The organism is Nonomuraea sp. NPDC050451 (assembly GCF_044458585.1).
In genome coordinates this window covers 797,058-810,345 of record NZ_JBITHZ010000002.1, presented here as the reverse complement: position 1 = coordinate 810,345, position 13,288 = coordinate 797,058, and the positions used below count along the sequence as shown (strand labels likewise).

Sequence of the window (13,288 nt, the reverse complement as noted above, 5' to 3'; positions counted from 1 at the left end):
GCCGAATCAGTCAAGTGACCAGTTGGGAATGTAGAAGACCGACCCGAAGATCACGCCGCCGTCAGCACCTGCTCCAGTGCCGCCAGCGCGGCGGCCGCGTCGGTGACGCTCAGTTCGGCGGTGAACCGTACGGCGTCGCGGACGTCGTCCTGGCCGGCGACCCGCAGGGCCAGCGCGACGTGCCGGTGGAACGACTCTCCGAAAGAGCTCCGGGCGACGTGCGTGGTCAGCGCGACGAACGCGCGCTCGCGAAGGCTCAGCCGCTCCTCCGACCAGGCCCGTCCGGTACGCGAGGCCAGGAACTCGGCCAACCACGGATCGCTCACCGGCCAGGCGACGCCGGGTGAACGTTCGGCCACCCGGCTCGGCCCGGGGGTGGTGTCCAGACCCAGTTCGGCGGCGACCTGAGCCACCCGGCCCAGCGCGTCGGCCGCCGCCGGATAGCCGGCGTAGGGGGCGACGAACCTGATCAGGGCGAGCATGTCGGCGTAGGGGACGCCGTGCATGTTCAGGGCCGTGATGTGCATCGTGAAGGCCAGCCCGAGATGGCCGCGGCAGATGTCGTGCGCGGTGGCCTGCAGCAGCTTCTCCCGCACGGTGGTCCCCGCCAGCTCGAACGTGAGCCCGCCGGTCTCCAGCGCCATCTTCTGGAATTCGAGGTCCACCTCGGCCAGCGGTCCACTCGGAAGATCGACCATGGGATTTCCCTCCTGGTGAGTGAAGCGGATCGCGTCCCCAAAGCTGAGGAGCCGGGCCGACGACCTGTCCGCCGCGTCTTTCCTCCTCGCCGCTCAAATTATATCCTCACGTGATGACATTCAAGTCTCCGAGTGAGGACTTTCAATGAAGGGCCAGTCCATGTACGCGTTCCGTTTCGGCGTCGCACTGCATGTCCCCTCGACCCGCCGCGAATGGGTGGAGAAGTGCAAGAAGGCCGAATCGCTGGGCTACGACACCATCGCGGTCGCCGACCACCTGGGCATGCCCGCCCCGTTCCCCGCCATCGTGCTGGCCGCCGAGGCCACCGAGCGGGTACGGCTCGGCACCCACATGCTCAACGCCAACTTCTACCGGCCCGCCCTGGCCGCCCGCGACATCGCCAGCACTGACCTGTTCATCGACGGGCGACTGGAGCTGGGGCTGGGCGCCGGCCACGCCAGGCGCGAATTCGAGGCGGCCGGACTCCCGTACGGAAGCGGCGGCGAGCGCGTCGACGGCCTCCAGCGCATGGTGTCGGAGCTGCGCAGACTGTTCGCCGACCCCGACGTGCTGCCGCGCCCGGCGCAACGACCGGGGCCGCCCCTCATGATCGCCGGGCGAGGAGACCGGCTGCTGCGGTACGCGGCGCGCGAAGCCGACATCATCGGCTTCAGCGGAGCCAGCACCTCCAGGCACGAAGACGGCGGCCTGCCGGCGTTCGCGTCCGCCGAGTCCATGGCCGAACGGGTGGACTTCGTCCGGGCCGCGCTGGGCGACCGGGTCGGAGAGGTGGAGTTCAACAGCACCGTTCCCACCGTCGTCATCACGAACGACAGCGGGGCGGCGCTGGAGAAGGCGGCCCCCTTCGCGCCCCACCTGAGCATCGAGGAACGGGCCGAAGCGCCGAGCCTGCTGGTCGGCACGACCCGGCAGATCGGCGACAAGCTGCGCAAGAACCGCGAGCGGCTCGGGTTCGGCTACATCACCGTCCTGGAGGGCGGCATGGACGCGATGGGGCAGGTCATGGAGCTGCTCCGATCACCGGTGTAAGCCAACCAGTGGCCCTGGCCGGCGCCAAGGAAGGACTGCGCATCGCGCGACACCGACCAGGGGCACTACGCGGCTCTGCTGACCGGAGTCATGACCTACCTGGCCGCGATCGAGGGCGACGAAGAGCGCTGCCTGGCGCCGGCGGAGGAGATCGCCGGCGTTCGCGACGCCGCCACGGGAGGCATGCGATGCGTCTCGCTCAACCTGCTCGACCTCGCCTTGGGACGGCCGGAGGCGGCTCTGCACCGGGCCGAGGAGTTCGGCGCCTTCGGGCCCGCCGCACGTACCGTGATGGTCATGCACCGTATGCCGGACCTGGTCGAGGCGGCGGTGCGGGCCGGCCGCCACGACTTCGCGACGGCGGCGTCCGAACGGGTGCGGATGTGGACCGCGCAGACCCCATGCCCTGGGCCGGCGCGGTGGCGCTGCGCTGCCAGGCGCTGCTGGCCTCGGACGAGGAGGCCGAGCGGTATTTCGAACAGGCGCTTCGGCTGCACCTGCGGGGCGGCCGGTTGTTCGAGCGGGCCCGTACGGAACTGCTCTATGGCGAGTGGCTACGACGGCTGCGCCGGCGCGCGGACGCCTGCCGCCAGTTGCGGTCCGCCATGGAGATCTTCGAACGACTGGGCTCGCGTCCGTGGACCGACCGTGCCCGCGCGGAGCTGCGTGCCGCGGGGGAACGCCAGATCATGGAGGGACACGTTCCCGCGGGAGCGCTGGACCGGCTCACGCCCCAGGAACTGCAGATCATCCGGATGGCGGCCAGGGGTAGGAGCAACAGAGACATCGCCGCACAACTCTTCCTCAGCCCGCGGACCATCGGTTACCACCTGTACAAGGCGTATCCGAAGCTCGGGGTGGCGTCGCGGGCCGAGCCGGCCACGCTCGACCTGGGAGAAGGCGGGCGGCTGCTCGACTGATCGCGCCTTACGGCCTTGTTCGGTCGTAGCCGGGCAAAGTGTCCTGGCTGTCGGAGAGGATGGCCAGGATGCGGTCGGCGTCGGTGAGCAGGCTGCCGCTGAGCGCCCAGCCGCCGGGATGCTCGATCTGGCCGTGGCGGATCTCGCTGGTCATGCGCTCATGGATGCGGACGGCATGGGCTTGGGCGCGGCCGATCAGTTCATGCGTACGGGCGGGGTCGCCGCGGCGTACCCTGCTGGCCAGCGCCTCGGCCAGCAGGTCGAGCAGGTCGGCGTAGTCGCGGGCGTAGTCGTCGCTGACGTCGGCCGGCTGCCCGGGAGGGGACCCCGGGCCGGAACCGGGAGCGGCGGGGTGGTCGAGGTAGGACAGGGCGTGCACGATGGCGTGCACGTGCGCCGCCGCCGACGTCAGCAGCTGCAGCACCGGGCTCGGGTCGGCGGTGCCGGATCCGGGATGCAGGCGAAGGCGCAGGTTGTAGCGGCGGCTCTCGGCTCTGTCAGCCACTGCGGTGGTGGCCGCGGCCAGATGCTCGTCCAGGCGTACGGCCTGGCGTTCCCATTCCGGCAGCTCGGACAGATTCCAGCCGTCGCGCAGCCCCTCGGCCATGGCACCGAGCAGGGCGGCGGTCTCGCGGCCGAGGCGGCGCACCGCCAGGACGGGACGGTCGCGATACAGTGGCGGCCACAGCAGCAGGTTCACGCTCATCCCGCTCAGCGCGCCGATGGCGGTGGCCACGACGTAGCCCAGCAGATAGCCCTCCTCGGAGGCGGCGCCGAAGGACAGCATGAGCACGGCGGTGGTGGCGACGTCGCTGCCGTGACGCCCCATCCGGTGCCAGCGCGCGGCCAGCAGCGCGGGCGGCACGATGAGGATCAGGCTCAGCACGCCCAGGCCCATCACATATCCGACGGCGCCGGCCAGGATGACCCCGGCGGCCACGGCCGCGACGCGGCGCAGTCCGTTGGTCAGCGTCTGATAGACGGTGGCATGCACCATGATCACCGCGGTGGCCGGTGCGATCCAAGTCGCCTGCGACAGCGACAGCCTGCTGGCCACCAGCCAGGCCAGCACCGCCGCCAGGGTGGCCTTGGCGATCTGCCGCACCTGTAGCCGCTGGTGCGAATCCGGCTTGGCCAGCCCTGCGAGCTGCGCACGGACATAGGCGACCTGTCGCCCGGCCGATGCGGCTAAATGTCTCCATTTATCGCCCACAGGTGGACATACTCCCCACATGGCGGCACGGGATGTGTGCGTTCGGCGATGGGATCGGTCGTGGCTACCGGAGACGGATCGGCCGATTCCATCCGGTGGTTGATTCCACGGAGGATCTGAGCGCCGTTCCCCGTATCTGGCGGAGAGCCTTTCGGCGCAAGGAGCTGCGGCGATGGAAAAGATCTTCGGGAGTCGGTCACCCGGACGCCGTTTAAGATCGAAGACAGGGTGCTTACGCAGGTGGGCGGTACTGGGTTCGAACCAGTGACCCCTCGCTTGTAAGGCACATCAGGAGGGGGCGGGATCTTGGCTGATGCCCGCCCCTACCTGGGGTTGCGGTTCCGTACGGTCCTCTGGAGTCCGGGGTCGTCCGGGGCGATTGTCACTCAGTTAGTCACCCAGCATTTGGCCCGTGGGCTGCGGTTGCTGCCATACGTCACGGCCGTTGCTCCACAGCTCGGAGGCGTGGTACGCGAACCGGTCGAACAGGCCGTCGTCCTGATACCGACGCAGGTGCAGCATCGGCGAGTCGTGTCCCACCAGCTTGGCCAGGTGAGGGGTGACCAGCATCTCCGAGTCAAACCGAAACACGCTCATGGCGATGTGCTCGTCGCCGTACCGGGCCTCGACGCCGGGGACGTCGCGTAGTTGCTCGATCTCCGCCAGTGTGATCCGGATGCGCGTGGACACGGTCAGCGGGACGTTCTCCATTTCCTCCCGACGGTGGGTGACCTCGCTCTCCGGGTCGCCGACGAGGAACCGGATCTTGCAGCCCTGTTGCGCTTTCCGCTTGAGGGCCTTTGCCAGGTTCGGGTGTTCCAGCCACAGGAAGTAGTTCGTGTAACCGGCGAACACGATCTCGTTGCGCGCCGCGTTGATGAGGTTGCGCCAGATTGATTTCGGGCACGCGGAGCGATACGGGTAAACGGTCAAGACTTCCTTGTCCGGACCTGTTTTTACCGTATTGCGAATTGCGTCTGGCCATAGCACGGCTGTCTCAACTCCTAGTGCCTCTGCGGCGGCCCACTGGTGCCGCAGGTGCGGGACGCGAGCCTCGTCCTGCAGCCAGCGTTCCACCGTCTTGACGTCCACGCCACACCGGTCGGCCAGGTTCTGGTTCGTGACCTTGGCGTTCAGCATGGCGCTGCGTAGGGCGACGTTGGCCACGGTGCACCTCGGGACAGAGGATGTCAGGGACGCTTTTGAGCGTAACGCCATAACGTCCTGGACGTCTCTATAACGCGGTGGGTTCGTCACGCAAAGGTAAGCACGCTGATCCCATGTCAACCCCGGTAATTCTCGGAGATCTCCAAGCGGCTTTTCCCGGTTGGTGTATTTGGCGTAGTTCTGTGGGGCGTCTCTGGGCGACTCGAAACGGCCGACGTCTATCCCAGCACGAGATAGATCACGGTCTCTGCCAGACGATCGACGCGGATGACGTCGCTCAACTGGCCGAGCGGTTGAAGGAGCAGGAAGCAGCGGAGCAGGCGCAGTGAGCGTCCCTTCGTCCCGAATCGGCTGTCATGCCGAGATCGTGGGCCTGCTCCACAGCCCAGCGCAGACACGAGCGTGGGCCTCAGCGCTGCTCGGCCGTCGCGGGACCGTGGTAGCTGTGCTGCGTTACGGCAACCTGGGCTTGCTCAAACTCGACGGACAGTCGCACGAGTTGCCCGGCGGGGTGCAGCGCTGGCCATTCCACTGGGATGACCTACTCGTACACGACGATCCGGCAGGACCGGTGAAGCCAGCATGCGACTACCGGCTCGGCCTGTCCAACCACGAGAGGAACGCCGTACAGCATGCCGTACGGGCCAAACAGAAGGTCAGCTTGTGCGGCGAGGCAGTGCGCCCGCTGCCGACCCTCGGCTGGTGCTTGCCTTTCCTCCCCACAGCTACGCGCGCCTGCCCGGCCTGCGTCCATCTGGCCGAACAGCCCGCGGACGAGGGGGCGGTGCATTCCGCGTCCCCTCTCCCCTCCTCGCGATAGCCGCTCAACCGTGTTCCGGCCGGGGGCAGTTTCGTACTCACCTCGTACGCCGTCGACTCACCGCGTAGCGGCAGCGGGCCGGGGACGGAGTGTCAAGCTCGGCTTCGCGTGTACGTTCGCCGGTCGCCGTTCCTCGGTCATGCGTTGTCCTGCGGTCAGAGCCGCGCTTGATGCGGAGGAGTCGGGCTGCTGGGCTTGCCTGAGTCGATGGTGTGCGAGGTGATCACCTCGGTGTCGGAGCGCTCCCGCCGGAGGCACGAAGTTTGAAGAGTCGCCTCCTCTCAAGCGGACGGAGCGGCCGGCCCAAGCCGACGCATCTGAGGGCCGCGAAGCAGTGGGGCCCGAGGGGAACGGCGATACCGCGGACGAGGATGTACATCGCTGCCGCACGCGGTGTCCACTAGGATCGCTATCGCTGCGCGACTTGCCCTCTGGGTAGCGATCCTAGTGGACACCGCAACAACTCGCCCCACCAGCGCGAGCTGACGGCCCATTTGCTTTCGGACGTGTAGTTGTGCTTACATGCACTTAGAAACTTTCTACCGGTGCCTAGGGGCCAACCCGAACACCACATCCTAAGGCCGCCCACGGGCGGCCTTAGCGCTATCTTGACCTAGTGCAGCTCTGCTACCTCGATGAGTCGGGTGGCTGTGAGTCCCCCGACATGAGCTCGACGGCTACCCCGGTTATGGTGCTTCTGGGGCTGATCGTCAACAGCGCTTCGATCCCCTCGCTGACTAGAGATTTCCTCGCCCTGAAGCGCAATCACTTCCCGGGAAGGTTCGCCAGCGGGCATGCCCTTGATCACATCCTCGAAGAGATCAAGGGCAGCGAGATCTTACAGATGACCCGGAAGCCTTCGCGGAACCAGCGGCGCAAGGCACATCGATTCCGTCAAGACTTATTGGATCTTGTAGAAGCACACGACTGTCGGATTGTAGGTCGAGTGTGGATCAAGGAAGCCGGCAAAGGACTCAATCCGGCAGCTAGCTACAGCTATGCCGTTCAAGACATAGCCCTTCATTTCAGTGAATACCTTACATCCCGAGGTGCCTTGGGGGTCTTGATTGCCGATGGCAGGGATCACGGGACTAACCTCGGCGTTGCACATTCGATCTTTACCCAGAAATGGAGAACCGGCGGTGACCCCTACTCGCCTCTCGGCGAAGTACCGCTGTTCTCCGCCAGCGAGAACCACGCTGGGCTCCAGATCGCTGATCTACTTGCAACTACCCTAGTATTCCCTATGGCGGCATGGGCATATTGCCCTCGGCGGCCTGGAAACCCTCATTCGTCAGGACTCTACGCTAACGTGCAAGCTGACTTCGGTGCTCGACTCCGAAGTCTGCAATATCGCTACCGTGACGAGACGGGGAAGTGGCGGGGAGGTCTCGTCGTCAGCGATCCCGTGTCCAAGAAGCCAGGCTCCCGGCTCTTCGGACCTTAATGGCGCCGGCGGTGCTGGCCCGGACCGGCCCCCAGGCCGCATGCCGGGCCAGCAGACCGCCGACGCGCCGCGAGCCGCCGGAGGCGGATCGCCTTGAACCAGTAAAGAAACTCTGAGCCAGCTCGCCGTCGATTTCGTCGTCGCCTCCTGCCATGATCGCCGGTTATAGACATCGACGAGTTCTGGCATCTGATCGAGCAGTCCGCGCGTGAGACCGACGGGAAGGAATCGCGCCTGAGATGGCTGGAAGAGCAGTTGGCGGGACGTTCCGCCGAGGAGATCATCGACTTCCAGGCATGGATTCTGGAGGCGCGGCGCAAGGTCGACACTTATTTGATGTGGGGAGCCGCAATCGTCTTATCTCTGGCAGGCGGCGATGACAGCTTCTGGTACTTCCAGATGTGGCTGGTCGGCCTCGGTCGGGAGACCTTCGAAAAGGTCGCCGACGATCCGGACACGCTTGCGGACGTGCCGGAGGTTCAGCGCTTCCTGGCCATGCAGCGAGATCGAATCCCCCGGACTGACGACGACTGGCCAGAGTTCGAATGCCTGTCCTATGTGGCTCCCAAGGCATGGGAGAAAATGACAGGCACAGACAGCGGCGCCTTGTTTGATGCTCTTGAAGCTCGCGGCTACGTGCTCCGTGCATTGCCCAATCCCACTGACGAGGATTGGGACCCCGGAGATGACGAGGAGGCGGCCCGTAGGGTGCCGCGAAGTCACCGGTACATCCGCGAGCTTTACGGCCGCGTTTAGATCACGAGGTCTATGCCGTTGTCGGCGAGTTCCTGTGGGGTGAGGTCGGCTTCGGGGGCGTCGGAGAGTTCGCGGTGGTAGCCGATCTCATAGCGGTTGGCGGGGGCTTTGACCTCGGTGACTTCGATGGGGTGGCCGTTAGGGTGGGCCATGGTGCGGCGGATGATGAGGACGGCTTCGGCGTAGTCCATGCCGAGTGCGGTGCGTTCGTCTTCGTAGGCGATGCGGGCGGTGGTGAGGGTCATCCAGCGGACGGGGCCGTGTTCGCGGACGAGGGACTGATAGAAGAAGCCGGGGCGCTTGCGGTACTGGGCGTGGCGCTTGGGGTCGTCCCAGTCGGGGAGCAGGTCGGCGTTGGCGTAGGAGTTGATCTCCAGGCGAGCCGATGCGCCGTGGATGGCGGCGGTGTGGCCTCGGTGCCACATGCTGCGACGGTGGATGACCGGGTGGCCGGGCCGGACGCTTAGCATGATCGCGACGTCGCGGTTGGCGGTGATCTTCTCGCCAGTGAAGAGCGGGACTTCACGGTCGCGTTGGGCGAGGTCCCAGCCGAATGCTTGGACGTCCGGGTGGTTACCAGGGGCAGCGAGGTCGGGCCGGTCGCGGTCGGTGATGAGGATGGTGCGGCGTTCGGGCATGGGGCGGACGAAGGAGCCGCGTCCGCGCATGACGTAGGCCAGCCCTTCGGAGACGAGGGTGTCGATGGCCTTGCGGACGGTGGGGCGGGAGACGTCGTACTTCCTGACGAGTTCGGGTTCGCTGGGCAGTGCGCCGCCGGGGGGATAGCGGCCGTCCAGGATGGCGGCTCGTAGGTCGTTCGCGATGACGCGCCAGCGGGCGTCTTTGTCGTCGGTGCTGATCTCCATGATGCGCCTTCCTCGGTAAAGCTTTCAGGACTACTTGTACTACAGGTTGACCACCATGCGCCATGTCTGTCAACCTGTACTACAGGTAGTCAATCGAAGGAGGTGGTGCCCTATGAGCAAGGAGGAACGGCACGACGATCAACTATCCGGCACCGAGTGGATGGCTGATTTGGCCCGCCTGGTCAACGCGCCGGGCTATGAGCGGTGGCGCTCCATGGTCGCGGCGACCGGCGGGTGCGCCCATCCGGTGCACCTGGCTGGACAGTCGATGATCGTGGATGCGGGCACGGGCGAGATCCTGCACGCGTACACGACTGATGGTGAGCCCTCGGGGCATCTCCTGGTGGCCTGCGGCAACCGCCGCGCGTCGGTGTGCCCGGCGTGCTCGCAGACCTACCAGGCCGACACCTTCCACCTGATCCGGGCGGGCCTGTCCGGCGGCAAGGGCGTCCCCGAGACGGTCAGCGCACACCCTCGGGCGTTCGTCACCCTGACCGCCCCCTCCTTCGGCCCCGTCCACTCGCACCGCGACGGCCGTCCCTGCCGTCCCCGCAACCGCGACAGGCTGTGCGAGCACGGGCGGCCGGTCGGCTGCCACCTCCGGCACGAATCACACGACGAACGACTCGGCCAACCGATCTGCCCCGACTGCTACGACTACACAGGCGCGGTGCTGTGGCAGGCACACGCGGGCTCGCTGTGGCACCGCTTCACCCTGGCCATCCGCCAGGAACTGGCCAACCAGACCGGGATGACCCGCCGTGCCTTCGCCCAGCACGGCAAGGTGTCCTTCGCCAAGGTCGCCGAGTACCAGCGGCGCGGCCTGATCCACTTCCACGCCATCATCCGCCTCGACGGCCCCGCTGGACCGAACCAGCCGCCACCCGACTGGGCAAACCACCACCTGCTCACTCAGGCCATCCCACCGGCCGCCCATCAAGTCACCGTCACCACACCGCCGAGCGATCTCGGCCGGTGGACTCTCACCTGGGGCGATCAGCTCGACATCCGTCCTATCCTGCTCGATGCCAGCGCCGACGGGCTCAGTGAACGAGCCGTCGCCTCCTATATCGCCAAGTACGCCACCAAGGGTGCCGAAGCCTCCGGAACGGTCGATCACCGCCTGTCCTGCCGGGCCTGCGCCGGACGCGGACGGCTGAGCCTGATGGCCACCTGCGGGCAGTGCCACGGCACGGGCCTCAAGCCCGGTCTGAACCTGGACGCCTTGCCCGTTACCGACCACGCACGGTGCATGATCCGCACCTGCTGGGACCTCGGCGGACGCCCTGAGTTCAGGGCGCTCCGGCTCCGCCCGTGGGCGCACATGCTCGGCTTTCGCGGCCACTTCTCCAGCAAGAGTCGCGCCTACTCGCTCAACCTCACCGACCTGCGCAATGCTCGTGCCGCCCATCGCGCGGCCGAAGCCCGCGAGCGTCACGGCCTGCCCGCCCTCGGCGACGCCACCACGCTCGTCCTGGGCCACTGGCGCTTCGCCGGAATCGGCTACACCCCGGGCGAAGCAATCATGGCCGAACACATCCGCCAGCGTGTCCAGACCGCCCGCAAGATCGCGGCAGAGCGGGCGGATGGATGACCCCACCCCTACCCGCCCACGACCGGCGGCTCTACCGCGTCTGCGAGGCCATGCACCTGCTCAGCCTCAGCCGAAGCGTGATCTACGAACTCATCCGCTCAGGACGCCTCCGCTCCGTGACCCAGGGGCGAACCCGGCTCATCCCCGCCTCAGCCATCGAGGACTACATCTCCCTACTCGAACAGGAGGCTTCATGACCGAACGACGCAGTCGAGGAGACGGCGGCCTGCATTGGGACGAGCAGCGGCAACGCTGGATCGCCTCGGTGACGGTCGGCTACACCCCGGCTGGCAAGCGCATCGTGAAGAAGGCCAGCGGCAAGACCAAGACCGAAGCCAAGGCCAAGCTCAAAGAGATCGTTCGCGACCATGAGGACGGCTTGGCCATCGCGTCCACCACCTACACGGTGGCCGACGCCGTCCGCTACTGGCTTCAGCACGGCCTCGGCGGGCGTTCCTCCGCGACCGTCAAGATGTACAACACCTACGCCGACACGCACGTGATCCCCGCCCTCGGTGCCCGCAAGCTGCGGGATCTGTCCGTGGAAGACGTCGACAAGTGGCTGGCCGGTAAGACGGGCGAACTGGGCACCCGGTCACTCAAGCTGATCCACGGCATCCTCAATCGGGCGGTCAAGAGCGCGATGCGTCGCGACAAGGTCAAGCGGAACGTCGTGGACCTCTGCGACATCCCGGAGGGGCGCGAGGGTCGTCCGTCGAAGGCCTTGACGCTGGCTCAAGCTCTTGCCGTCCTCACGCAGGCCGAGGAGGGCGGTGAGCGCATGCGGGCCTACATCGTCCTCTCGCTGCTGATCGGAGCTCGTACGGAGGAACTGAGGGCGCTGCTCTGGTCGCACGTCGTGGCCTACGACGAGGCTCGGGCCGTGTGGCTGCCGGTGGGGGAGACAGGCTGGGATCACGAGGAGTTCGCGATCTACGTCTGGCGGTCCGTTCGGCAGAAGGGCGACACCAAGACGGTGAAGTCCCGCCGGTCGCTCAAGCTGCCTCGGCGCTGCGTGGAGGCGCTACGCCTGCTCAAGGAAGCCCAAGAGATCGCTCAGGAGAAGGCAGGCGACCGTTGGAAGGACACGGACCTCGTCTTCTGCACGCGGACCGGCACCCCCGTCACGGCTCACAACGTACGGCGTGACTTCCGGAAGGTCGTGGAGGGGGCGGGGCTCACCGGGCGGGAGTGGTCGCCTCGCGAGCTACGGCACAGCTTTGTGTCCGTGCTGTCAGACTCCGGCGTCCCCATCGAGGACATCTCGCGCCTCGTCGGGCACTCCAACACGGTGGTCACCGAGACGGTCTACCGACACCAGATCCGGCCCGTGATCATGCAGGGAGCTGCGGCGATGGACAAGATCTTCGGGAGTTAGTCACTCACTTAGTCACTCAGCCGCTGTTTTCAAGATCGAACACAAAGTATTCCTGCAGGTGGGCGGTACTGGGTTCGAACCAGTGACCCCTCGCTTGTAAGGCGAGTGCTCTACCGCTGAGCTAACCGCCCCTGATCGGCACTACACCTTACGACACCACGGGGCCCGATCGCACATCCACTGTCCAGCCGGGGCCCAGTTCGGGGCGGTCGGCGGCGCGCCAGCCCAGGAGGGCGGCTCCGAGCATGCCGGCGTCGACCCCAAGTGCGGCCGGTACCAGTGGGGGTGCCTCGCGGAAGGCCAGGCGTTTGACGAGGCGGGTGCGTACGGGGTCGAAGAGGGCGGGGCCCGCTTCGGCGAGGCCGCCGCCGAGGACGATCACCGTGGGGTCCAGCAGGAGCGTGTACGTGGCCAGGGCCAGCGACAGGGCCTCCACGGCCTCGTCCCAGACCTCTACGGCGATCGGGTCGTCGGAGGAGACCACCTGCTCCGCCTTGACGCCCTCCACGCCGGCGCGCTGGCTGTAGCGGCGGCCCACCGAGGCGGCCGAGGCGTACGTCTCCAGGCAGCCGAACTGGCCGCACGCGCACTGTTCGCCGTCCGGGAAGACCGGGGTGTGGCCGATCTCGCCGGCCCAGCCCGAGGAGCCGCCGTACGGTTCGCCGCGGATGATCGAGGCACCCGCGATCCCCGTGCCGATGGGGAGGAAGAGGAAGTCGGACAGGCCGCGACCCGCGCCGAGGATGCTCTCCGCGAGGCCGCCGGTGCGTACGTCGTGTCCGAGCAGGACGGGGATGTCCAGGGTGGTGAAGCTCGTGGCGGGGACGTCGCGCCAGCCCAGGTTCGCGGCGTAGACGGCGGCGTTGTCGGAGACCAGCCCGGGCACGGCCAGGCCCACGCCCGCCGGGGTGCCGTCGCCTGAGGAGGCCAGGTGGCTGATGAAGTCGGAGATGGCGGACACGACCGCCTCCGGGCCCTCCGCCCGGGGAGTCGGGCGCCGCTCGCTCAGCAGCACCACGCCGGAGTCGCTGACCAGGCCGCCCTTCATGGACGTGCCGCCGACGTCGAGCGCGACGACGAACGAGCTCGGAGCCGGGTTGTTCGGGCTCACGCTCACACTCGGGTTCGGGCTCTCGCTCACGCTCGGAGTCATGTCGGACACGCAGGAGACGATAGCGCAGCTCAGCAAATGTCTGGAAAGAGTCCCTTCGGTGTTGGGATCTCCGGGGCTCCCTGTCCCCGTAATCCCGGTCCCCGTACCGCTCCTGCGCCCTCCAGGGCTCCAGGGCAGGCGGCAGGCCATCGGCGGCTCAGGGCGGCTCAGGGTGGCTTAGGGTGGCTCACGGCGCTGTGACGGCCCCGTGTCCTCCTGTCCAGG

The 13,288-nt window shown here is 67.1% G+C and carries 12 protein-coding genes and 2 tRNA genes; 7 read left to right on the top strand and 7 right to left on the bottom strand.

Translation table 11 applies throughout. The features are described 5' to 3' along the window. Positions 1-50: 50 nt before the first annotated feature. Positions 51-698 (bottom strand): hypothetical protein, encoded by a 648-nt coding sequence (locus tag ACIBI9_RS09800; protein WP_397221539.1) that lies wholly within the window; start codon positions 696-698, stop codon positions 51-53. Positions 699-843: 145 nt separating this feature from the next. On the opposite strand from ACIBI9_RS09800, the gene ACIBI9_RS09795 reads away from it, so the two are divergent. Both ACIBI9_RS09795 and ACIBI9_RS09790 read left to right on the top strand, forming a co-directional pair. Beyond that, complete coding sequence (locus ACIBI9_RS09795) at positions 844-1,749, top strand: TIGR03621 family F420-dependent LLM class oxidoreductase (protein WP_397221538.1); 906 nt, start codon at positions 844-846, stop codon at positions 1,747-1,749. A gap of 383 nt (positions 1,750-2,132) precedes the next feature. Beyond that, complete coding sequence (locus ACIBI9_RS09790) at positions 2,133-2,669, top strand: LuxR C-terminal-related transcriptional regulator (RefSeq protein WP_397221537.1); 537 nt, start codon at positions 2,133-2,135, stop codon at positions 2,667-2,669. Positions 2,670-2,676: 7 nt separating this feature from the next. Here ACIBI9_RS09790 and ACIBI9_RS09785 read toward each other — a convergent pair whose 3' ends face one another. The 3 genes from ACIBI9_RS09785 to ACIBI9_RS09775 form a co-directional block, all read right to left on the bottom strand. Beyond that, positions 2,677-3,774 (bottom strand): aromatic acid exporter family protein, encoded by a 1,098-nt coding sequence (locus ACIBI9_RS09785; RefSeq protein WP_397221536.1) that lies wholly within the window; start codon positions 3,772-3,774, stop codon positions 2,677-2,679. Between the two features lie 349 nt (positions 3,775-4,123). Beyond that, a tRNA-Val gene (locus ACIBI9_RS09780) sits at positions 4,124-4,205 on the bottom strand. A 67-nt stretch (positions 4,206-4,272) separates the two neighbouring features. Beyond that, positions 4,273-5,049, bottom strand: coding sequence for a hypothetical protein (locus ACIBI9_RS09775; RefSeq protein WP_397221535.1), 777 nt, complete (start codon positions 5,047-5,049; stop codon positions 4,273-4,275). A gap of 1,436 nt (positions 5,050-6,485) precedes the next feature. Here ACIBI9_RS09775 and ACIBI9_RS09770 point away from each other — a divergent pair. Both ACIBI9_RS09770 and ACIBI9_RS09765 read left to right on the top strand, forming a co-directional pair. Further along, positions 6,486-7,316: a DUF3800 domain-containing protein gene (locus ACIBI9_RS09770; RefSeq protein WP_397221534.1), complete on the top strand. Its 831-nt coding sequence runs from the start codon at positions 6,486-6,488 to the stop codon at positions 7,314-7,316. 165 nt (positions 7,317-7,481) lie between these two features. Beyond that, positions 7,482-8,072 carry a DUF4240 domain-containing protein gene (locus tag ACIBI9_RS09765; protein WP_397221839.1) on the top strand — a complete coding sequence of 197 codons (591 nt, stop codon included), beginning with the start codon at positions 7,482-7,484 and terminating at the stop codon, positions 8,070-8,072. Here the strand turns inward: ACIBI9_RS09765 and ACIBI9_RS09760 are convergent. Beyond that, entirely contained in the window at positions 8,069-8,938 is an 870-nt protein-coding gene (locus ACIBI9_RS09760; RefSeq protein ID WP_397221533.1) for a GntR family transcriptional regulator, read from the bottom strand. The genes ACIBI9_RS09765 and ACIBI9_RS09760 overlap by 4 nt on opposite strands. A gap of 112 nt (positions 8,939-9,050) precedes the next feature. Between ACIBI9_RS09760 and ACIBI9_RS09755 the strand changes: the two genes are divergently transcribed. From ACIBI9_RS09755 to xerC, 3 genes are read left to right on the top strand one after another with little or no spacing between them, the layout of a single operon-like run. Then, on the top strand, positions 9,051-10,532 hold the full coding sequence (locus ACIBI9_RS09755) for a replication initiator (RefSeq protein ID WP_397221532.1): 1,482 nt from the start codon (positions 9,051-9,053) through the stop codon (positions 10,530-10,532). Further along, positions 10,529-10,729, top strand: coding sequence for a helix-turn-helix domain-containing protein (locus ACIBI9_RS09750; protein ID WP_364752747.1), 201 nt, complete (start codon positions 10,529-10,531; stop codon positions 10,727-10,729). Before ACIBI9_RS09755 ends, ACIBI9_RS09750 begins: the two co-directional genes overlap by 4 nt. Then, positions 10,726-11,910, top strand: a complete 1,185-nt coding sequence (gene xerC / locus ACIBI9_RS09745) for a tyrosine recombinase XerC (RefSeq protein WP_397221531.1) — start codon at positions 10,726-10,728, stop codon at positions 11,908-11,910. The genes ACIBI9_RS09750 and xerC overlap by 4 nt, the downstream gene beginning before the upstream one ends. 59 nt (positions 11,911-11,969) lie before the next feature. Here the strand turns inward: xerC and ACIBI9_RS09740 are convergent. Both ACIBI9_RS09740 and ACIBI9_RS09735 read right to left on the bottom strand, forming a co-directional pair. Continuing rightward, a tRNA-Val gene (locus ACIBI9_RS09740) sits at positions 11,970-12,041 on the bottom strand. Positions 12,042-12,058: 17 nt separating this feature from the next. Next, positions 12,059-13,063 (bottom strand): ROK family protein, encoded by a 1,005-nt coding sequence (locus ACIBI9_RS09735; RefSeq protein WP_397221838.1) that lies wholly within the window; start codon positions 13,061-13,063, stop codon positions 12,059-12,061. Between the last annotated feature and the right edge of the window lie 225 nt (positions 13,064-13,288).